Below are 19,517 nucleotides of genomic sequence, written 5' to 3' on the forward strand. Positions count from 1 at the left end.
CGCCGAGGTGGCGGCCTCGTCAGCCAGCGACGACTCCCCGCGCCGACCAGGCGAGCGTGGCGATCGTGGCGAGGACAGCCAGGCCCGACTAGAGTCGCGCCATGCACCTCACCGACGCCTCGATCGGCGCGACGCACGTGCTCCTCTCGGGCCCCCGCGCCGCCGTCGAGATCCGCTGTCCCGGCCCCGGCGCGCTGCGCGTGCGCCACGCCCCCTCGTCCGCCGTGGCGGGGTTCACCCACCCCGAGCTGCCCGAGAAGCGCTCGTTCGCCGTGGTGGCCGACGGCGCGCTGCCGCTCGACGCGCGCCGCGACGGGGACACGCTCCACGTGCGCGCCGAGGGCGCCTCTCTCGAGGTCTCGCTCGCCTCGGGCACATGGACCTTCCGCGACGGACAGGGCCGCACCCTCGCGCGCTGCGAGGCCGTCTCGGGGGAGGTCCGGCACGTGTTCCCCGTGAGCGAGTTCCACACCCGGCTCTCGCTCGCGGCGCCGCCGGACGAGGCCTACCTCGGCTTCGGCGAGAAGGTCGGGCCGCTCGACAAACGCGGCCTGCGCTTCACCTTCTGGAACACCGACGCCTTCCCGCCGCACGTCGAGACCGACCCGCTCTACGCCTCGATCCCTTTCTTCGTCGCCCTGCGGGGCGGCGTCGCCTGGGGCCTCTTCCTCGACGAGCCGTGGCGCTCCGAGGTCGACATCGCCCTCAGCGACCCGACCCGCCTCGAGTGGGCGTCGCGGGGGCCCGAGCTCGACGTCTACCTCCTCGCCGGCCCGCACCCGGCCGACGTCGTGCGGCGCTACGCCGCGCTGACGGGGCGCCCGGCGATGCCGCCCCTCTGGAGCCTCGGCGCGCACCAGTCACGCTGGGGCTACGAGAGCGAGGACGACGTGCGCAGCGTCGTCCGCGGCTACCGATCGCGCGGCCTGCCGCTCGACGTCATCCACCTCGATATCGATTACATGGATGCTTACAAGGCATGGACCTGGGACCGTTCGCGCTTCCCGGATCCGGCGCGGCTCGCGCGCGAGCTCGCGGCCGAGGGGGTGAAGCTCGTGACGATCGTCGACCCGGGGATCAAGGCCGACCCGGGGTATCCCGTCTACGAGGAGGCGCGCGCGCGCGACTTCCTCGTGCGCCTGGATCGCGGCGGCACGCTCGTGGGCGAGGTCTGGCCCGATCCGGCGGTCTTCCCGGACTTCACGCGCGAGGAGGTGCAGCGCTGGTGGGGCGATCTGCAGAAGCCGTTCGTCGACGCGGGCATCGCCGGGATCTGGAACGACATGAACGAGCCCGCGTGCTTCTCCATCCGCCCCGACCGCGGCGTGCCGGCGCCCGACGGCCAGCGCAGCACCGGGGTCGGCACGGTCGAGGGCAGCACGTTGCCCTACGACGCGCGCCACGGGACCCGGCGGCACCTGGAGGTCCACAATGTCTACGGGCTCGGCATGTCGCGCGCCGCGTTCGAGGGGCTCGCCCGCCACGCGCCGGCGCGGCGCCCCTTCGTGCTCACGCGCGCCGCGTTCGCCGGCGTCCAGCGCTACGCCGCGGTGTGGACCGGCGATTTCATGAGCCACTTCACGCACCTGGAGGCGTCGATCCCGATGCTGCTCGGCCTCGGCCTCTCGGGCGTGCCGTTCGTGGGCGCGGACATCCCCGGCTTCGTCGGCCGCGCGAACGGCGAGCTGCTCGTGCGCTGGATGCAGGCGGGGCTGTTCTACCCGCTCATGCGCAACCACGCGGCCCGGGGGCGGCCGGCCCACGAGCCCTGGCGCTTCGGCGAGCCGTTCCTCGGGCTCGCGCGCGCGGCGCTCGAGCGGCGCTACCGGCTCCTGCCGACGCTCTACACGCTGATGCACGAGGCGGCGGAGACGGGCCTGCCGGTCATGCGGCCGCTGTCCTTCGCGGCGCCGGCGGATCGCGAGGCTATCGGCGCCTTCGATCAGCTCCTCTTCGGCGAGGATCTGCTCGTCGCGCCCGTGGTGCGGCCGAGCCAGTCGAAGCGCCTGGTCTACCTGCCGGCCGGCGCGTGGATGGACTTCGCCAACCTGGAGCGCGCGGGGAAGGTCGAGGAGGGCGGGCGGCACGTGATCGCCGACGCGCCGCTCGGGGTCGTGCCGGTGTGGCTGCGCGCCGGAGGCGCGGTGGCGTTCACCGCGCCGCGGACGCACACGACGAGCGCGAGCTGGGAGGAGATCGTCTGGCACGTGCACGCGGCGCCCGCCGTGCGCGGCCGCCTCTACGAGGACGCGGGCGACGGGCACGGCGCGTCGCGCCTGTCGGTGCTCTCGGGCGGCCTCGAGGGCGCGACGTTCCACCTGGAGCGCCGCGCCAAGGGGGAGCTGCCGCTCGCGCGGGCGGCGGAGACGATCCGCATTTATGGGCTGCCGACGCCGCGATCGGTGACCGGGGCCAGGTCGCACCGCGTCGTGGAGGGGGTCGTCGATATCGAGGTCGCGGCGGACTGGGAGCGGATCGAGCTCAAGACGTCATGACCGCCCGGCCGGCGCCGCACGAACGGGCGGTCGGCCGTGCTGGATCACCCAGTCGAGCGCCAGGCGCACCCGCGCGGAGAGGAGCCGCCGCGAGGGGTACACCGCGAAGAGCTCGCGCGGCTCGACCGTGCGCCCCGCCACGGCGAGCCGCACGAGCGCCTCGCCCTGCTGCGCGATCACCTCGGCGGGAGCGCAGACCACGCCGAGCCCCTCCACCGCCGCGGCGATCGCCACGCGCGGATCGTTCACGCAGAACTGCGCGCGCGGCCGGACCTCCTCGACGGAGCCGTCCCGCCGGCGCAGGCGCCACGCGCCGCCCGGCTGGCTCAGGACGGCCGGCAGGGCGCCGAGCGAGCCGCGATCGATCCGCGCGCGGCCCTTGAGGGCCTGCCGGACGAAGCGCGGCGACGCGGCGAGCGCGTAGGGCACGGACCACAGGCGGCGCGCCACGAGCTCGGCGTCGTGAACGGGCCCGGCGCGGAAGGCGAGATCGACGCCCTCCTCGATCAAGGGGACCACCGCGTTCGTGAGCGTGAGCTCCACGGAGAGGCGCGGGTGCCGGGCGGCGAAGGCGAACAGGGCCGGCGCGATGCGCTGTGCGCCCGTCATCACGGGCGCCGTCACCCGCAGCCTGCCCGCGGGCTCCTCCTCGCGATCCGCGGCCCGGTCGAGCACCGATCCGAGCTCGTCGAGCAGCGGCCCTGCGCGCTCGAGCAGCCGCGCGCCCTCGCCGGTGAGGCCGACGCGGCGGGAGGTGCGCTGGAGCAGCCGCACCCCGAGCGCCTCCTCCAGCGCGGCCACCCGGCGGCTCACCGTGCTCGTGGGCACCCCCGTGCGCCGCGCCGCCTCCACGAAGCTCAGGTGATGCGCGACGGCCGCGAAGAGCCGCACGTCCTCCAGGGAGATCATCCCGCTCATGGGATGGAGCTTGCCACATCGTCCCATGGTGTCCACGGGGCGCTCGCGTTACCTCTCCGACATGAACCTTGACAACCAGCATGTCGTCGTCATCGGGGGCTCGTCCGGTATCGGTCTCGGCGTCGCGAAGGCCTGCCTCGCGCGCGGCGCCTCACTGACCCTGGTGAGCCGATCACCGCAGAAGCTCGCCGCCGCCGCGGCCGAGCTCGGGGCGCCGGGCCGCGCGTGCACGTTCGCGGCGGACGTCACCCAGGAGGCCGAGGTGCGGAGTCTGTTCCACGAGCGCCCGCCCGCGCACCACGTGGTGGTCACGGCGGTCGAGGGCCATTACCAGCCGGTCCGCGAGCTCGATCTCGCCCGGGCGCGCCGCACCATCGAGTCCAAGCTCGTGGCGGCGTTGCACGTCGCCAAACACGCGCGGTTCGAGCCGAGCGGCTCGCTCGTCTTGACCACGGGCATCGCGGCGGTGCGGCCGGGGGCGGGCGGATCGGTCATCGCCGCCGTGAACGGCGCGCTCGTCTCGCTCGTCCGCGCCCTCGCGCTCGAGCTCGCGCCGGTGCGCGTGAACGCGCTGTCGCCGGGCTGGATCGACACGCCGGTCTGGGATTCCATCGCGGGCAGCGCCAAGGAGCAGCGCTTCGAGCAGCACGCGCGCCGCCTTCCGGTCGGGCGCGTCGGAGCGCCCGCGGACGTCGCCCACGCCGCGCTCTTCCTGATGGAGAACGGGTTCACGACCGGCGAGGTGCTGCACGTCGACGGGGGGCACCGGCTCGTCTGAGCCGGAGGGACCAGCACAAGAGTGCTCGCCGCGCCCACATCTCTCTATGCAGGTTCCGAGGCGACTCGGCCGCTGCCCGATGTTGGACAACCTTCGCGTGCTCCTGTAACTTTTGCAGCGTGAATTTCCGGCGCAGCAGGTTCTTGGGAGCTTGGATGATCCTGACGCTCGCGGCCGCCGCCTGCGGCGACAGCGAGGAGGGCGCGGTCTCCGGCAGCGGGGGCACCGCCGGGCACGGGGGCAGCGGGGGCGACGGCGGCCAGGGCGGTGACGGCGGCCAAGGGGGTAACGGCGGCCACGGAGGCGACGGCGGCCAGGGCGCGTGCACGGTCCGGCTCGAGCCGGGCGACGACGACACGACGGCCGTGCAGACGGCGCTCATCGACGCCGCGCCCGGCGCGACGATCTGCTTCGAGGCGGGGACGTTCTCGTTCACGACGGAGGTGTCGCTCGACGTGGATGGCGTGACGGTGATCGGCGCGGGCAAGGACGAGACGATCCTGGATTTCTCGGATCAGGACGCGGGCGCCAACGGCCTTTTGATCCGGGGCGACGGCGTCACCGTGCAGGCGCTGCAGGTCCGCAACACGCCGGGCGACGGGATCCGCGCCGACAGCGTGGAGGGGATCACGTTCCGCGATGTCGCCGTGATGTGGGAGGCGGACGGGTCGATGGACAACGGCGCTTATGGCCTGTACCCGGTCGGCTCGACCGACGTCGTGATCGAGGGCTGCGTGGTCAAGGGGGCGCGCGACGCCGGGATCTACGTGGGCCAGTCGCAGAACATCCTCGTCGCCTCGAACGAGGCGTACGGCAACGTCGCCGGCATCGAGATCGAGAACTCGACGGACGCGATCGTCCGCGAGAACCACGCCCATGACAACGCGGGCGGCCTGCTCCTCTTCAACCTCCCGGACCTGCCGGTCCAGGACGGCAAGCGCGCCAAGGTGTACAACAACACGATCGAGAACAACAACGGCCCGAACTTCGCCGCGCCGGGCACGATCGTGGCGGCCCTCCCGCCCGGGCTCGGCGTCATGATCCTCGCGTCCGACGACAACGAGGTTCACAACAACGACATCATCGGCAACCAGTCCGTGGCCGTGGCGGTCGTGAGCTACAACGAGGCGCTCCTCGGCCCGGTGACCGACGCGGCGTTCGATCCCTTCTCGCAGGGCAACTTCATCCACGACAACCTCTACGAGGGGAACGGGGCGGACCCGCTCCCGTTCTTCTCCGAGTACACGGCGATACGCCCCATGCCCGACATCGTGTGGGACGGGTGCACGGACGCGAGCGCGGCCGACGACGGCCACCTCGTCAACTGCGTCGACGAGCCCGACGCCACGTACGTGAACGTCAACGCCTGCGGCGAGCTGCCGGAGGAGAGCCAGGATGTCTCGGCGGTCACGTGCACCTATGATCCGCTTCCCACGCAGCGTTAGCCTCGCCTGCGCCGCGGCGTGCCTCGCGCTCGCGGCGGTCGGCTGCGGCGGCGAGGACGGCACCTCGCCGGTGGACGTCCTGCCGCAGGATCGGCCGTCGGAGCCGCCCGAGCCGGACCCGCCGGAGCCGGATGTGCCGGAGCCGGATCCGCCGGAGAAGGTGATGCCGTACGAGACGCTGTCGGAGTACGGCTTCTTCGAGGGCGAGCTCTCGGCGCTGAAGCCGGCCGCCGGGGTGGTCCCGTACGAGGTCGCCGCGCCGCTCTGGGCCGATCACGCCGGCAAGGGGCGCTTCATCGTGCTCCCAGAGGGGGAGAAGATCGCCGTGGGCGAGGGGGAAGACTGGCAGTTCCCGCTCGGCACCATCGTCATCAAGAGCTTCTTCCTGTCGCTCGATCGGCGCGATCCGGCGGGCGCTGCCCGGATCCTCGAGACGCGGCTGCTCATCCTGGAGGACCGGGGGTGGAGACCGCACACGTACGTTTGGAACGAGGCGCAGACCGAGGCGACCCGCACCGTCGCCGGCGCCCGGATCGAGGTCGACACCATCGATGCCACGGGGAGCCCGGCGCACGCGCAGTACCTCGTCCCCAACACGAACCAGTGCAACAGCTGCCACGAGCGCGACGACAGCACCCGGATCCTCGGGCTGATCACCCCGCAGTTGAACCGCGAGATCGCGGCCGACGGAGCGCCCCGGAACCAGCTCGCCTGGCTCGAGGAGCAGGGGCTCTTCCGCGAGCCCCTCGCGCCCCCCGAGCAGCTGCCGAGCTTCCCCGATCCGTTCGGGGACGCGCCGCTCGACGCCCGCGCCCGGGCGTACCTGCACGGCAACTGCTCCCATTGCCACCGCCCCGGCGGCGGCGGCGGCGTGAGCGGGCTCGTGCTGCTCGCCTGGGAGACCGACCCGTCCAAGAACGGCGTGTGCAAGGTCGCCGCGGCGGCGGGCGCGGGCACGGGCGGGCACGCCTACGATATCGTCCCAGGAGCGCCGGAGGAGAGCATCATGACCTTCCGGATGCGCTCGACCGATCCGGAGATCAAGATGCCGGAGCTGTCGAATCGCCTCCCGGACGAGCAGGGGGTCGCGCTCATCGACGCGTGGATCGCCGCCATGGAGCCGAAAGGATGCGGCGACGCGACGCCGGCGCCCGAGGAGCCCACCTCCCCCTGAGCCGCGGTCAGGGCGAGAACACGACCCGCATGCAGCTCTCTTCCCGCGCGGGGTCGCCGCCGTTGCGCAGCGCCGCCGAGGGCCGCGCGTGGCGGCCGTCGCGGCAGCGCCGCCGCGAGCGGGGCGCCGCCGGACGCCCCTCGTCGCGGTCCGGCGTTCCCTGTAGGATCCCGCCGTGTCGGCCGAGGGAGCGCCCGCCAAGCCGGGGGACGTCATCGCGGATCGGTTCGTCCTCGAGGCAAAGGTCGCGTCCGGCGGCATGGGCGTCGTCTACCGCGCCCGCGACCGGCGCACAGGCCTCCCGGTCGCGCTGAAGCTGCTCGACCCGCAGGGCGACGCCACGGGCGACCGCTTCCAGCGCGAAGCCGCCGTGCTGGCCGACGTGATCCACCCCGCCATCGTGCGCTATGTCGCGCACGGGGTCGCCGAGGACGGCGCGCGGTACCTCGCCATGGAGTGGCTCGACGGGCACGACCTCCAGCACGAGCTGCACGAGCGGCGCCGCGCCGGCGTCGAGGCCGCGACCGTCGCCATCGAGGCGCGCGGCCTCATCGAGGCGCGCGTCCTCCGCAGGGCAGGGGACGCGCGCCCGCCCGCGGACCGGCCCGGCGTGCTCTCGGTCCAGGAGTGCCTCGAGCTCGGCCGGCGCGTCGCCTCGGCCCTCGCCGAGATCCACCGGCGCGGCATGGTCCACCGCGACGTCAAGCCGAGCAACCTGTTCCTGTGCGGCGGCGCCGCCGGCGCGGTGAAGCTCCTCGACTTCGGCGTCGCCCGCCTCACGGCGGCCAGCCACGACATCACGACCACGGGCACGCTCGTGGGCACGCCGAGCTACATGGCCCCCGAGCAGGCCCGCGGCCAGCGCCGCGTCGAGCCGCCGGCGGACGTGTGGGCGCTCGCGTGTGTGCTCTACGAGGCGCTCGTCGGCGTCCCGCCGTTCCGCGGGCACGACCTCCCGGAGATCCTGATCAGCATCCTCACGGACGAGCCGCCGCCGCTCGGCCGCCTCCGGCGCGACGTGCCGCCCGAGCTCGAGGCGCTCGTCCGCGCCATGTTGATCAAGGATCCACAAGCCCGCGTGCAGGACGGGGCCGCGGCGCTCGCCGCGCTGGAGGCGATCCCCGATCCGGGCGAGGCGGCCCCCGCGCTGTCCGTGCGCGCGCCGCAGGCGCTGGCGAGCAGGGAGCGACGGGTCAGCGCCTTCGTCCTGGCCCGCGCGCCCGAGGGCGACGGCGGCGCGGTCCAGCAGCGGGCGCTCGGCGAGGCGGCGCGGCGCGCAGGCGGGCAGATCGAGGCGCGCCCCGACGGCGCGCTCGCCGTCACGCTGCCGCGCAAGGGCGCGCCCACGGACCAGGCGATGCGCGCGGCGCGCGCGGCCCTCGCGCTGCGCGCCGCGCTCCCGGAGATCCGGATCGCGATCACCACCGGCAGCCGCGAGGGGGGCGCGGAGGCGGCGCCGGGGGGCGAGGTCGAGGAGCGCGCGGCCGTCGAGCTGGGGCGCGCCGCGCCGGGGGAGATCCGCCTCGACCACCTCACCGCGGCGCTGCTCGACGCGCGCTTCGAGACCTCGCGCGGCCGGCTCGTGGGGGAGCGGCCCGAGGAGGGCGCGCGCCTGCTGCTCGGCCGGCCGACGCCCTGGGTCGGGCGGCGCCGCGAGATGGGCATGCTCCAGGCGATCTTCGACGAGTGCGTGGAAGAGCCGGTCGCCCGGGCCGTGCTCGTGACCGCGCCCGCCGGCATGGGCAAGACGCGCCTCCGCCTCGAGTTCGCGCGGGCCCTGCGGCAGGCGGGGCGCCCGTTCGTGGAGCTCGCCGGCAAGGGCGACTCGCTGAGCGCCGGCTCGCCGTTCGTCATGATCGCGCCGGCCGTGCGGCGCTCGGCGGGCATCCTCGACGGCGAGCCGATCGAGCGCCGCCGCGACAAGCTGCGCGCGCGCCTCGCCGCCGTGATGCCGGGCGCGCCCGGCGCCGAGATCGAGCGCGTCGCCGTCTTCCTCGGCGAGATGATCGGCGTGCCGTTCCCGTCCGAGGGCAACGAGGCGCTCTCGGCCGCCCGCAAGGACCCGATGCTGCTCGGCGACGCCATGCGCGCGGCGTTCGAGGACTGGCTGCGCGCCGAGTGCGAGATCGGCCCGGTGCTGCTCTTCCTCGAGGACCTCCACTGGGGCGACCTGCCGTCGGTGCGCTTCATCGACGCGGCGCTGCGCGCGCTGCGGGAGCTGCCGCTCTGCGTCGTCGCGCTCGCGCGGCCGGAGGTGCACACCGTCTTCCCGCAGCTCTGGGCCGAGCGGGCGGCGCAGGAGATCCGCCTCGACGCGCTGTCCCGCAAGGCCTCCGCCGAGCTCGCGCGCGACGTCCTCGGTGAGGCGGCCGCGCCCGAGGAGGTCGACCGCATCGTCGAGCGCGCCGCCGGCAACGCGTTCTTCCTGGAAGAGCTCCTCCGCGCGGCCGCCGAGGGCGGCGCGTCGGCGCAGCCCGACACGGTGCTCGGCATGGTGCAGGCCCGCCTCGACGGGCTCGGCGACGAGGCGAAGCGCATCCTGCGCGCGGGCGCGGTGTTCGGCGAGGTCTTCTGGCTGGGCGGCGCGCTCGATCTGCTCGGGCCCGGCGCGCGCGCCGCCGACGTCCAGGGCTGGCTCGCCGGCCTCGAGCGGGCCGAGGTCGTCGTGCGCGCGCAGAGCGCGCGGATCCCCGGCGAGGTCGAGTACAAGTTCCGCCACGCGCTCGTGCGCGACGCGGCGTACGCGATGCTCACGGAGGGCGACCGCGCGCTCGCGCACCGCCTCGCGGGCGCGTGGCTGGAAGGGGCCCGGGAGCGCGACGCGCTCGTGCTCGCCGAGCACTACGCGCGGGGCGGCGACCGGGCGGCGGCCGCGCGCTGGTTCCACCGCGCGGCCGAGCAGGCGCTCGAGGGCAGCGACCTCGCGGCCGTGATCGCCCGGGCCGAGCGGGCGATCGAGGCGGGCGCCGAGGGCGAGGCGCTCGGATCGCTGCGGCGGCTCCAGTCGACCGCGGCGTACTGGCAGTCGAGCTACGAGGCCGCGCGGCGCTACGGCGAGCAGGCCGCGGCGCTCCTCGGGCGCGGCGGCGCCGGGTGGTTCCTCGCGGTCGGCAACGCGCTCGTGTCGAGCGCCCGGCTCGGGGACTACGCCGGCGTGGACCGCTGGCTCGACGAGGCGCTCGCCGCCGCCCCCGAGCCCGGCGCCGCGGCCGAGCAGATCATCTGCCTGTGCCGCGGCTGCTTCCAGCTCATCTTCGCGGGCCGCTCCGCGCGCGCGGACGCGCTGCTCGAGCGCGTCGCCGCGCTCGCGGGCGATCCGGCGCGGCTCGACCCGCTCACGCGCGCGCAGGTGCACCACGTGCGCGGCGTCCGGGCCGCCAACGCGGGCGACGTGAGCACGTTCCTCACGCACCTGGAGGCGGCGATCGAGGCCTTCGAGCAGGCCGGGGACCGGCGCAACGCCTCGCTGGAGGGCCCGACGCTCGCCTTCTGCTACGCGACGCTGGGCGACGCGGCGCGGGCCGAGGAGATGCTGCCGCGGGCGATCGCGGCGTGCGAGCGCACCGGGGCGCAGCAGGCGATCACGTACGCGAAGGCCACGCTGGGCTACGTGCTCGCGGAGCGCGGCAAGCTGGGCGAGGCGCGGGCCGCGCTCGGCGAGGTGATCGACGCGTGCCGCGCGGCGGGCAACGGGCGGCTCGAGGGCTGGGCGCGGGCGCACCTCGCGGAGGTGGAGCACCTCGCCGGCGACCACGAGGCCTCCGAGCGGGAGGGCCGCGCCGCGGCGGAGCTCCTGTCGGCGTCGCCGGGGCTGCTCGCGTGGGCGCTCGCCGGGCACGCGCGCGCGCTGCTCGCGCTCGGCCGGCCCGAGGAGGCGCTCGGGCGCGCGCGGGAGGCGATGGCGCTCCTGGAGCGGCTCGGCGGCATCCTCCACGGCGAGCCGCTCGTCTGGCTCGTGCTCGCCGAGGCGCTCCAGGCGAACCGCGACCCGGACGGCGCCCGCGGCGTCCTCCACGAGGCGCGGGCGCGCCTCGCCCGCCGCGCCGACGGCCTCGCGCGGCCAGGGTGGCGCGAGCGCTTCCTCGCGATGCGCGACCCCGCCCGGACGTTCGCCCTGGCGGCGGCGTGGGGCGCGGCGCCGCCGCCGTGATCGGCGCTGCCCGCTGCCAGCACGAACGGCGAGCGGCGTCCGTGAGCGCGATGGACATTGTGTCTTCAACGCCCGCCGCCGATCGACGATTCACACCTGCGCGGTTCGCCTGATGAGATGATCATGGACTCTCTCACTTGTCCGGCGAGACAGGGATACATCACCTTCGAAGCTGCAGCTTGTTGCGAAGGCACCGAGAGGTCTTGCCATGACGACACATCTCACCACGCTGTTTGTGCTTGCCGGAGCGACAGTCCCGCTCGGCCTGACCGCGCTCGACTGCAGCTCGGCCGAAGGGGACGGGGGCGCCGAGCACGTCGGCCCCGCCGGGGACGATCTGCTCGGCCACGCCCGGTTCAGCGGCTTCGACGCCCTCACCGATCGAGCTACGCGCAGGATGCTCGAGCGGGGCCGGGATATCTTCCGGTTCGACACCTTCGGCGATGAGCAGTTCTGGGGCGGCGAGCTCCGGCTCCACGAGGCGATCGCCGCGGTGACGCCGGCCGACGCGCTGAACCTCGGGCTGAAGGTCGACGCGGACGCGCTCCCGCCGCGGCTCCGGCGCCAGATCGCCCGCGGCCAGGTGGACCTCGACGACCCCGCCGTCACGCTGGGCCTGCTGCGGCTCAACGCGATCCTCGGGGTGACCGGCTTCTTCGACGGCCGCGGCGATCTGATCTCGATCGGCCTCCAGTGCGCCTTCTGTCACTCCACGGTCAACGACTCCGTGGCCCCGGGCGTCGGCAGGCGCCTCGACGGCTGGGCCAACCGCGACCTGAACGTCGGCGCCATCATCGCCTCGGCCCCGGACCTCGATCCCTTCGTCACCCTGCTGCGGGTGGTAGACCCGGACATCACCGAGGACGACGTGAGGGCGGTCCTCCGCAGCTGGGGGCCGGGCAAGTTCGACGCGCAGCTGATCCTCGACGGCAAGGCGTTCCAGCCGGACGGGACCTCCGCGGCGACCTTGCTCCCCAACGCCTTCGACATGGCGGGGTTCAACGAGCACACCTGGACGGGCAACTGGGGCTCGGTGCCCTACTGGAACGCGTATGTCGCCGTGAACTTGCTCCGCGGCATAGGGAATTTCTTCGATCCCAGGCTCGACGACGCCAGCAAATACCCGATCGCGGCGTTCTTCGAGCTCGGGCACGTCACCGTCGATCCGGAGCGAGATCGCGTCACGTCGAAGCTCCCGGCGCTGCACTTCTATCAGCTCGCGCTGCCCTCGCCGAGGCCGGAGCCGGGGGTCGACTTCGACGAGGACGCCGCCGAGCGCGGCCACGAGCTGTTCACCGGCCAGGCCCGCTGCACGCGCTGTCACAACGAGCCGCTCTGGACCGACGCCGGATGGAACCTGCACACGCCCGCGGAGATGCGGATCGACGCCTTCCAGGCGAGCCGCGCGCCTGGCAACTCGTACAAGACGATGAACCTGGCCGGCCTCTTCATCCGGGAGCGAGGGCTGTTCATGCGCCCGGAGAACAGGGGCCGCTACTACCATGACGGCCGCTTCCCGACGCTGCTGGACGTCGTGCAGAGCTACGACGCACGCTTCGATCTGGGGCTCACCCCAGAGCAGGAGAGCGACCTCGTGGAGTACCTGAAGTCCCTCTGATCGCGCCCCGCGCGCCGCCGCGCCGCGGAGGCCAGCGATCCTGGCTGGACCTCTGTCGCGCGGCGCTAGACCGTCTCGGGGCGGTTCAGCACGGCGTTGAAGACCGTCGCCGGCACGCGCAGGCCCTCGTCCCCCTCGTAGAGCGCGCGCAGCTCGGCGAACGAGGCGTCGGGCGCGCGTGTGATCGCGGCGAGCCGGTCGAAGAACGCGAGCCGGGCGTCGTCCAGCGGGTCGTCGGGGCCCACCATGGCGCCCCAGTCGTCCCAGGGCAACATCTCCACCTTGTTGAGCGACGCGACGTCGCGCACGAGGTTGCCCGCGATGAACCAGAGCCCGTGCATGTCGAAGATGCCGAAGGTCGCCGGATCGGCCTCGCCCGCGCGGCATTGCGCCCAGGCGTCGCCCGCGATGAGGAAGCGATCGCGCGGCACGTCCAGCGGGTCGAAATCGAGCTTCAGCGCCGCCTTCTGGACGTCGTCGAGCTGAGGGTCGACGAGGATCCAGCGCGACGCCTCGGCGTTCCAGTACTCGCAGACCCAGTGGTCCAGGCGTTGATCGGGCGTGAAATAGGCGCCGAAGCCGACGCGCGCGCGGGCGGGGACCCCCTTGTCGCGCAGCATGGCGGTGAGCAGCAGCGTGAAGTGACGGCAGATGCAGAGAAAACGCGCGTCCGCCGGCCGGGCGGCGGAGAGCGGCTCGCCGCCTCGCGCGAGGAGCTGTTCCAGGATCTGCCGTGTTGGGCGGACGTGGGACTCGCCGCGGCGCTCGTCCGGGATCGTCACGCCGTACGAGGGCGCCCAGTACTGGTGCAGCAGCAAGCCCTGCACGACGCGGGCGAGCGCGGCCACGTCGCGCGGCAGCTCCTCGAGCGCGGGCGCGTGCTCGCCGCCGGACGTCATCGCCGCGGGATGTCGATAGAAGTCGAGGATCTGCTGTGTCGTCATGCCGTGATCGTCCCTCTCGTGGTGTCGTCTCTCGTCGCTCATGCCAGGTGTCGCGTCGCTCAAGCCGAAGGAGGGACCGAGCCGGCGGCGGCCGCCCCGGGTGAGGTCGACGTCGAGGCCGTCGGGCGCGCGGGCAGCTCGCCGGCCCCGCGCGCCTCGTCGAGATCGAAGCGCCGGGTGAACACCGTGGCGAACGAGAACCCGGCCACCTGCCAGAACCACACGCTGGTGACCAGGAACCCGACCCCGAGCGCCAGGAGCCCCGTGAACGACAGCGCGAGCCCCGCGAGCGCGATGCCCCACGCCTTCCAGTAGCGGGCCCCGCCCTGGAACACGCGCCCGAGCGCCCGCCCGGGGTGGAAGATCTCGCGCGGATCGAACCGCCGGCAGTAGTGGCTCATGTAGCCGGGAATTGCCACCACGGCGGCGACGAAGAGCGCCGCCGCCAGCGCGGCGAGCGCGGCCCGCCCCGTCGCCCAGGCCGCCGCCCCTGCGACGATGGCGGGCAGCCCGTAGAACACCATGCCGAGCGCGGTGATCACGCCGTGTTTGAGCAGGCGCGGGTAGTTGCCCCAGGCGGGCCACGCGGGCAGCCCGCGCTGCATCCGGTGCACCATCTCGATCCGGTGCCCCATGTTGAGCAGCCAGCCGACGCCGGGCAAGAACAGGAGCAGCGCCCCCCAGAGCACCTCGCGCCGCGCGAGCTGCGACTGCAGAGGAAAACGGAACGAGCTGCGCAGCGTGAGCGGTGTGTGCAGGTCGATGGACCGCGGGGCCTCCTGGGGCATGGCGCTGCACCTCGTGGTACCACCGCCGGGGGGCAAACGGAAGGCCGCGGCGGACCACTCGGCCCCTCCCGGCCTCCGTCAGGCTTCTTCAACCTTCTTCATTCTCCTTCGGGCTTCTTCAGCCTTCCGGGCAGGTGGGCTCCGGATCGGGGCACGACTGGCCCACGATGAACGGGCGTGTCTGCTCGCAGCCGCTCACGTCCTCGAACGTGTTGCCCGAGACGAAATCGGGCCCCGGCGGGCCGGACCATCCCCGGGTGACGCCGTGGCCGGCGATGTGGCGGAACGTCGATCCCTGGATGAACGCGCTGGCCGGCGGCATGCTGAAGATCACGGCGGCGTTCCACGTCGCGAGATCGTTGCACGTGTGCAGGATGCAGCCGCAGTCATACCCCGCGTACTCGATGACGACGTTCTCCAGGACGTTCTCCTCGCGCGGGACGCCGCCGAACCAGAGCCCGCCCCAGTCGCCGGGCGCGGGCTCTCGGGCGGCCGAGGTGAAGACGATGGGCCTCTCCTTCGTGCCGACGGCGCGCAGGGCGCCGCTCGCCGCGAACTCGCCGGTGAACCGCTCCATCTGCATGAAGTTGCCGGGCTCGAAGCGGATCGTGACGCCGGGCTCGATGGTGAGCGTCGTGAGGGGCGCGCCGTCGCCGCCGGCGCCGATGTTGAAGCGGGCGTCGCGCCAGTCGCCGAAGTGGTAGGGCACGCCGCGGTCGCGCATCGTCGTGTCCTGCTGGAGGCCGGAGCTCTGGTTGGCGCCCTCGTCCTGGATCAGGATCTCGTCCTTCACATTGCCGGTGTAGGCGCCGGTCGGGATCGAGCCGATCGCCTGCTCGCCGAGCTCCAGCGGATACGGGTGCTCCTCGCCGCCGCTCCCGGTGATCACGAGGTCCGTCGAGCCCTCGGCGAACGCCGACGCCCGCAGCAGGAGGACCCCGGCGCCGAGCGACCCGCGCACCGTCACGTGGTCGAGCAGGAGCGTCGGCTTCGCCGGGGTCGTGGAGTCGCCGTACGTGGAGATCGTCGCGTGCGCGTGGAAGCGATCCCCGCCGCCGCCCTCCAGGGTCACGTGCCGGAGGGTCGCCTTGCCCGGCCAGGCGACGTGCACGTCGTTCCAGCGGGCGCCCTCGCTGCCGCGGAACGCGATGGGCTGCGCCTCGGTGCCCTCGGCCTTCAGCTCCGCGCCCTCGCCGATCACGGCGATCCCCGTGTCCTCTTCGAGCAGCACCTCGGCGCAAGGCTCGATCGTGAGCGTCACGCCGTCGAGCAGGCGGACGGGAAAACCGACGACGTGCGGGCTCCCCTCGGCGGTCCAGGTCTCGTTCTCGCTCAGGTCTCCTTCGTGGATCGTCGGGCCGCCGGACGGCGCGCCGCACCGCGGCTCGCCCGCGCCGCCCGCGCCGCCCTCTCCCCCGGAGCCGCCGCCTCCGCCCGAGCCGGCCGGGCTCGAGCCCGGCGACGGCTCGCCCGGGTCGCACGCGGCGAGGAACATCACACCGATCGCGGCGATCGGAACTACAACGTTGCGCAGAGCCATATCCTTGTGTCCTTTGTGAGCGCCTGTGCGCTACCGCGCGCACGCGCAAAGACGCAAAGACTAGCCGATTCGTGGGGATCTCGGCACGCCCGGCGCACTTCGAGGTTCGGATCGCGCCCTCCGCGGCGCGCGGAGCGTCGGTATCGGCCGAGCTCGCACGTCAGCCGAACCGATCCACGAGGAGCGCGATCTCGGCGATCTCCTGGAGCCCCGCGCGGCGGAGGATCGGGCGCGACATCGGGCCGGCCCTCGTCACGACCTTGGGCGTGCCCCGGCGGACGGCGTCGTCCCAGCGCGCCGCGACGAGCGCGCGGTACGCGCCGCGGCCGCGCGCCGCCGCCTTCGTCGCGCCGGAGTGCAGGACGGCGCCGACGTCCGTGAATGTCGCGGCGGCGGCCCCCACGGCGTCGCCGTCGATCCAGGCGACGTACCGGACGAAGCGTTTGTCGGCGAGGTCTCGCGCCCCTTCGCGGTCAATCCGAGCGAGCTCGTCGCCGAGCCGGTCCATCCTCCCGAACACCTCGTGCGTGATCGAGACGAAGGTGCGGAAGTCGGAGGCCGTCTCGACGCGCGACACGGCGACGCCGGCCGGAGCGCGCGGCGGCGGCTCGAGCAGCGCCATGACGGCGGCGATCGGGGGCTCGGCGGGCGTCATCCCGAGCGCGCGCAGGCGGCCGGCCAGATCGGGCGGCGTGGCCGGGCTCGCGACCTCCCAGGTCAGCGCCGTCCGGCCGTGCTTCGAGGCGAGGGCGCGCACCTCGTCCACCGCCTTGTCGACGGCGTCCGGGGCCAGCCGCAGGTGCTGCACGGTGTTGAAGGCCGGATCGTCGCCGCGCCCCAGGAAGAGCACGTACCGGTTGGTCACGATCAGCCGCTCGCCGTCCCCGATCGGGTCGTAGGCGCACGGCGCCTCGGCGAGCCGAAGGAGCACCTCATCGTCCAGCGATCGGCTCATCGAACATCGCTCCTCTCGTCATCGACCACGGCCCACGCGCACCCCGCGCTCCGCGCCGCGGCGCTGCCCCGTGGAGCTCCGCTCCTCTGTCGGGAGCACCTCATGAGCCCGGAATGGCACCATCCGAGGAGCACGACGACAAGGGGAAAGTGCTCGTTTGCCCGCACAGGATGGTGAGGGAGGCGATGGATCGATGGCGCGCCGCGCTCGCCCGGCCGCGCGCATCGTTCTTGACAGATCAAAGCCGTTTTGGGCTTAACCTGGTTCATCCTCCCTTGGCTGCTCAAGCAAGCCTGAGCGCGCCGCCGCGGCGTCACGCGGCGCTGGCGGCGACCTGAGGTGTTCTGCGGCTGCTGAGCCCGGCCTCTGGCTCTGGCGGGCGAGCGCCGGGCTCAGCGCGGGTGCGCGGGCTGGGTTATGCGGAAGGACGCGAACCTCGCGGGAGCGCCGCTCGGGCCGCTCGCGAACAGGGCCGCGCGCACGCCGCGGTCCCAGGGCGGCAGGTCGGGCCCGGACTCGGCGTCGACGATCCCGCCGACCGGCTCCCAGGCAGCGGCGTCGTCGGCGCGGATCGCGAAGCGGAACAGGTGCCCGTTGGCGACGGTCATCCGGAGCTGCGCGCCGCCCGGCGCGTCCACCTCGCCGAGCACCTCGCTCGTTCCGCTCGCGAGGCGGAAGACGGCGGCGCTCCCTCCGCCCACGGAGATCCCGACCGCGCCGTCGCCGTCGCCGTACGCCGCGAGCCCAGCCTGGACGTCGGGCGGGGCCGCGATCTGGGTCGTCACCTCGTAGTCGCCCCGCAGCGTCGGGCGCCCGACGACCGCGCCGAGGTGGATGCCCTGGGCGGGGGGCATGGCCGGCAGCACGAGCCACCCGCCGTCGTCCGGATCGAGGGTCGCGTCGGGCGGTGGCGCCGCCACCGGCCATTGCCAGTGTGGATCGAGCGCGGCGCCGTCGAACTCGTCGACGATCTCCGCGGGCCAGGGCGCCTGCGGCGCGATGGGCGCGTCGTCGCTCACGCTGGGGCCTTTGCCGTCGTTGATCGTCGGCCAGCCGTCGGGGCCGAAGACGACCTCGTCGAGCAGCCCCTGCCGGCCCACGTACACCGAGTCCTCGACGCTGTACGCGTGGTAGAGGAGGAAGAACCTCCCTCCGCCGTCGTCCACGATGCTGCCGTGTCCGGGGCATTTCCAGACGTCGTTGCCCGCGAGGATCGGGTTCGCGGGGTTCTTTTCCCAGGGCCCGAGCAGGCTGCTCGCGCGCGCCACGCCGAGCGAGTAGCTGCACGATTTGCCGCAGCACCCCGCGCCCGAGTAGAAGGCGTAGAAGGTGCCGTCGCGCCGCATGAGGTAGGGCCCTTCGACGAGGTTCGCCTCCCAGGAGGGCTCGTTCTGGAAGAGCGCGACCGGCGTGCCGAGCAGCTCGGTGCCGTCCTCCGAGAGCTCTTGGGCCCAGAGGGGGGTCGGCTCTCCGACGCTGTTCCCGTCTTCCTTCCAGACGAGGTGGCGCACGCCGTTCTCGTCGCGGATCGGGAAGCCGTCGATGGAGCCGACGTCCATGCAGGTGAGTGGTCCGTGATCCTCGTAGGGCCCTTCCGGCGCCGCTGCGCTGGCCGAGGCGACGCAGAGCGGGCCGCCGCGCTGTCGGGCGGTGTAAAAGACGTAGTAGCGACCGCTGTCCTCGCTGATCTCGGGGGCCCAGAGGCTGCCCGTCGCCCAGGAGGGGAGCTCGGAGAACACGCTGCCGACGTGTTCCCAGTTCACGAGGTCGGCAGAGCGGAGGAGGGGGAACGGCGCGCCCCATTCGGAGCTCGTGGCGGTCGCCCAGTAGTCGTTTCCGACGCGGATGACGGAGGGATCAGCGAAGTCCCCCGGGATGACGGGGTTTGTGTAGGTGACGGTGGCGGAGCCGCCGGTTCCGGCGCTGATGGAGGCCGAGTCGCCGCCGGCGGAGGTGGTCGAGGTGGTCGAGGTGGTCGAGGTGGAAGAAGCGGTTTGGCCGCCGGCGCCGCCCATGCCGCCGGCGCCACCGCCGGAGGTCGTCGAGCTCGCCGTGCTGGAGGCGCTGGTGGCGGCTGGATCGGCGTCCGATCCACACGCGAGCGGCGTCAGACAGAGGAGCGCGCCGGCGAGTAGGCGAAGGGGGGCGGGGCATCGGCCGGCGCCGCGGAGGGTGGTGGCTTGGGAATCAAGGCAGTGAAGATAATGCATGGGATCCTCCCCCAAAGTGAGGTGAGATGATTGAGTTGCCGCGGGTCACGTCCCCACAACGACACCGATCCACCCGAGGCAAAATTTTACCTCGAGAGCGCAAATCTCTCAGCCGTTAGCAATGAGAACACCGCTCGCACCAATCTCAGCGTTCCGTCTCTCGTCTCTCGTCTCTCGTCTTTCTTCTTTCGTCTTTCGTCTTTCGTCTTTCGTCTGGCATCCTCGTGCTCGTCTTCGTGATCGTGATCGTGATCGCTCCAGTCCGATCGTTCCGATCGGCTCTACCGGCCCATTTCAGTTCTTCCCGCACCGAGTGAGTGTAAGGTGGCATGAACGATCACGATCACGATCACGAAGACGAGCACGAAAGACGAAAGACGAAAGACGAAAGACGAAAGACGAAAGACGAAAGACGAAGGACGAAGGACGAATGAGGGGAGACGAAAGGGCGGGGGACGCGGGACGGGGGGGGGACGGTCCCCGGCTCCTCGCCCCGGGACTG

Annotated in this window: 12 protein-coding genes; 6 read left to right on the forward strand and 6 right to left on the reverse strand. The window is 73.2% G+C overall.

What is annotated here, in order from left to right:
• Positions 1 to 101 precede the first annotated feature (101 nt).
• Positions 102 to 2,495, forward strand: a complete 2,394-nt coding sequence (locus WMF43_RS20445; RefSeq protein WP_437682516.1) for a glycoside hydrolase family 31 protein — start codon at positions 102 to 104, stop codon at positions 2,493 to 2,495.
• Here WMF43_RS20445 and WMF43_RS20450 read toward each other — a convergent pair.
• Positions 2,490 to 3,413, reverse strand: coding sequence for a LysR family transcriptional regulator (locus WMF43_RS20450; RefSeq protein WP_437682518.1), 924 nt, complete (start codon positions 3,411 to 3,413; stop codon positions 2,490 to 2,492). The genes WMF43_RS20445 and WMF43_RS20450 overlap by 6 nt on opposite strands.
• Positions 3,414 to 3,474: 61 nt before the next feature.
• Here WMF43_RS20450 and WMF43_RS20455 point away from each other — a divergent pair, with 61 nt between their 5' ends.
• From WMF43_RS20455 to WMF43_RS20475, 5 genes are all read left to right on the forward strand, one after another.
• Positions 3,475 to 4,191 carry an SDR family oxidoreductase gene (locus tag WMF43_RS20455; protein ID WP_437682519.1) on the forward strand — a complete coding sequence of 239 codons (717 nt, stop codon included), beginning with the start codon at positions 3,475 to 3,477 and terminating at the stop codon, positions 4,189 to 4,191.
• Between the two features lie 155 nt (positions 4,192 to 4,346).
• Positions 4,347 to 5,636: a parallel beta-helix domain-containing protein gene (locus WMF43_RS20460; protein ID WP_437682521.1), complete on the forward strand. Its 1,290-nt coding sequence runs from the start codon at positions 4,347 to 4,349 to the stop codon at positions 5,634 to 5,636.
• Complete coding sequence (locus tag WMF43_RS20465; protein WP_437682523.1) at positions 5,611 to 6,810, forward strand: SO2930 family diheme c-type cytochrome; 1,200 nt, start codon at positions 5,611 to 5,613, stop codon at positions 6,808 to 6,810. The genes WMF43_RS20460 and WMF43_RS20465 overlap by 26 nt, the downstream gene beginning before the upstream one ends.
• 175 nt (positions 6,811 to 6,985) lie before the next feature.
• Positions 6,986 to 10,960, forward strand: coding sequence for a serine/threonine-protein kinase (locus WMF43_RS20470; RefSeq protein ID WP_437682525.1), 3,975 nt, complete (start codon positions 6,986 to 6,988; stop codon positions 10,958 to 10,960).
• A 208-nt stretch (positions 10,961 to 11,168) separates the two neighbouring features.
• Positions 11,169 to 12,578 carry a hypothetical protein gene (locus WMF43_RS20475; protein ID WP_437682527.1) on the forward strand — a complete coding sequence of 470 codons (1,410 nt, stop codon included), beginning with the start codon at positions 11,169 to 11,171 and terminating at the stop codon, positions 12,576 to 12,578.
• 65 nt (positions 12,579 to 12,643) lie between these two features.
• Here the strand turns inward: WMF43_RS20475 and WMF43_RS20480 are convergent, their stop codons facing one another.
• From WMF43_RS20480 to WMF43_RS20500, 5 genes are all read right to left on the reverse strand, one after another.
• Positions 12,644 to 13,522: a transglutaminase-like domain-containing protein gene (locus tag WMF43_RS20480; protein WP_437682528.1), complete on the reverse strand. Its 879-nt coding sequence runs from the start codon at positions 13,520 to 13,522 to the stop codon at positions 12,644 to 12,646.
• Positions 13,523 to 13,581: 59 nt separating this feature from the next.
• The gene (locus WMF43_RS20485) at positions 13,582 to 14,310 is read right to left on the reverse strand and encodes a hypothetical protein (RefSeq protein WP_437682530.1); all 729 of its coding nucleotides are present in this window, start codon (positions 14,308 to 14,310) and stop codon (positions 13,582 to 13,584) included.
• Positions 14,311 to 14,428: 118 nt separating this feature from the next.
• Entirely contained in the window at positions 14,429 to 15,850 is a 1,422-nt protein-coding gene (locus tag WMF43_RS20490) for a hypothetical protein (RefSeq protein ID WP_437682531.1), read from the reverse strand.
• Between the two features lie 160 nt (positions 15,851 to 16,010).
• Complete coding sequence (locus WMF43_RS20495) at positions 16,011 to 16,805, reverse strand: hypothetical protein (protein ID WP_437682533.1); 795 nt, start codon at positions 16,803 to 16,805, stop codon at positions 16,011 to 16,013.
• 392 nt (positions 16,806 to 17,197) lie between these two features.
• Positions 17,198 to 19,015 carry a family 43 glycosylhydrolase gene (locus WMF43_RS20500; protein ID WP_437682534.1) on the reverse strand — a complete coding sequence of 606 codons (1,818 nt, stop codon included), beginning with the start codon at positions 19,013 to 19,015 and terminating at the stop codon, positions 17,198 to 17,200.
• Between the last annotated feature and the right edge of the window lie 502 nt (positions 19,016 to 19,517).

The sequence above is a fragment of the Sorangium sp. So ce131 genome, assembly GCF_051519095.1.
Lineage (GTDB): Bacteria > Myxococcota_A > Polyangia > Polyangiales > Polyangiaceae > Sorangium.

Coding starts and splice junctions, on each gene's coding strand:
- WMF43_RS20465 (WP_437682523.1), top strand. CDS start 5,611: ATGATCCGCTTCCCACGCAGCGTTAGCCTCGCCTGCGCCGCGGCGTGC.
- WMF43_RS20445 (WP_437682516.1), top strand. CDS start 102: ATGCACCTCACCGACGCCTCGATCGGCGCGACGCACGTGCTCCTCTCG.
- WMF43_RS20480 (WP_437682528.1), bottom strand. CDS start 13,522: ATGACGACACAGCAGATCCTCGACTTCTATCGACATCCCGCGGCGATG.
- WMF43_RS20455 (WP_437682519.1), top strand. CDS start 3,475: ATGAACCTTGACAACCAGCATGTCGTCGTCATCGGGGGCTCGTCCGGT.
- WMF43_RS20450 (WP_437682518.1), bottom strand. CDS start 3,413: ATGAGCGGGATGATCTCCCTGGAGGACGTGCGGCTCTTCGCGGCCGTC.
- WMF43_RS20500 (WP_437682534.1), bottom strand. CDS start 19,015: ATGCATTATCTTCACTGCCTTGATTCCCAAGCCACCACCCTCCGCGGC.
- WMF43_RS20475 (WP_437682527.1), top strand. CDS start 11,169: ATGACGACACATCTCACCACGCTGTTTGTGCTTGCCGGAGCGACAGTC.
- WMF43_RS20485 (WP_437682530.1), bottom strand. CDS start 14,310: ATGCCCCAGGAGGCCCCGCGGTCCATCGACCTGCACACACCGCTCACG.
- WMF43_RS20490 (WP_437682531.1), bottom strand. CDS start 15,850: ATGGCTCTGCGCAACGTTGTAGTTCCGATCGCCGCGATCGGTGTGATG.
- WMF43_RS20495 (WP_437682533.1), bottom strand. CDS start 16,805: ATGAGCCGATCGCTGGACGATGAGGTGCTCCTTCGGCTCGCCGAGGCG.
- WMF43_RS20460 (WP_437682521.1), top strand. CDS start 4,347: ATGATCCTGACGCTCGCGGCCGCCGCCTGCGGCGACAGCGAGGAGGGC.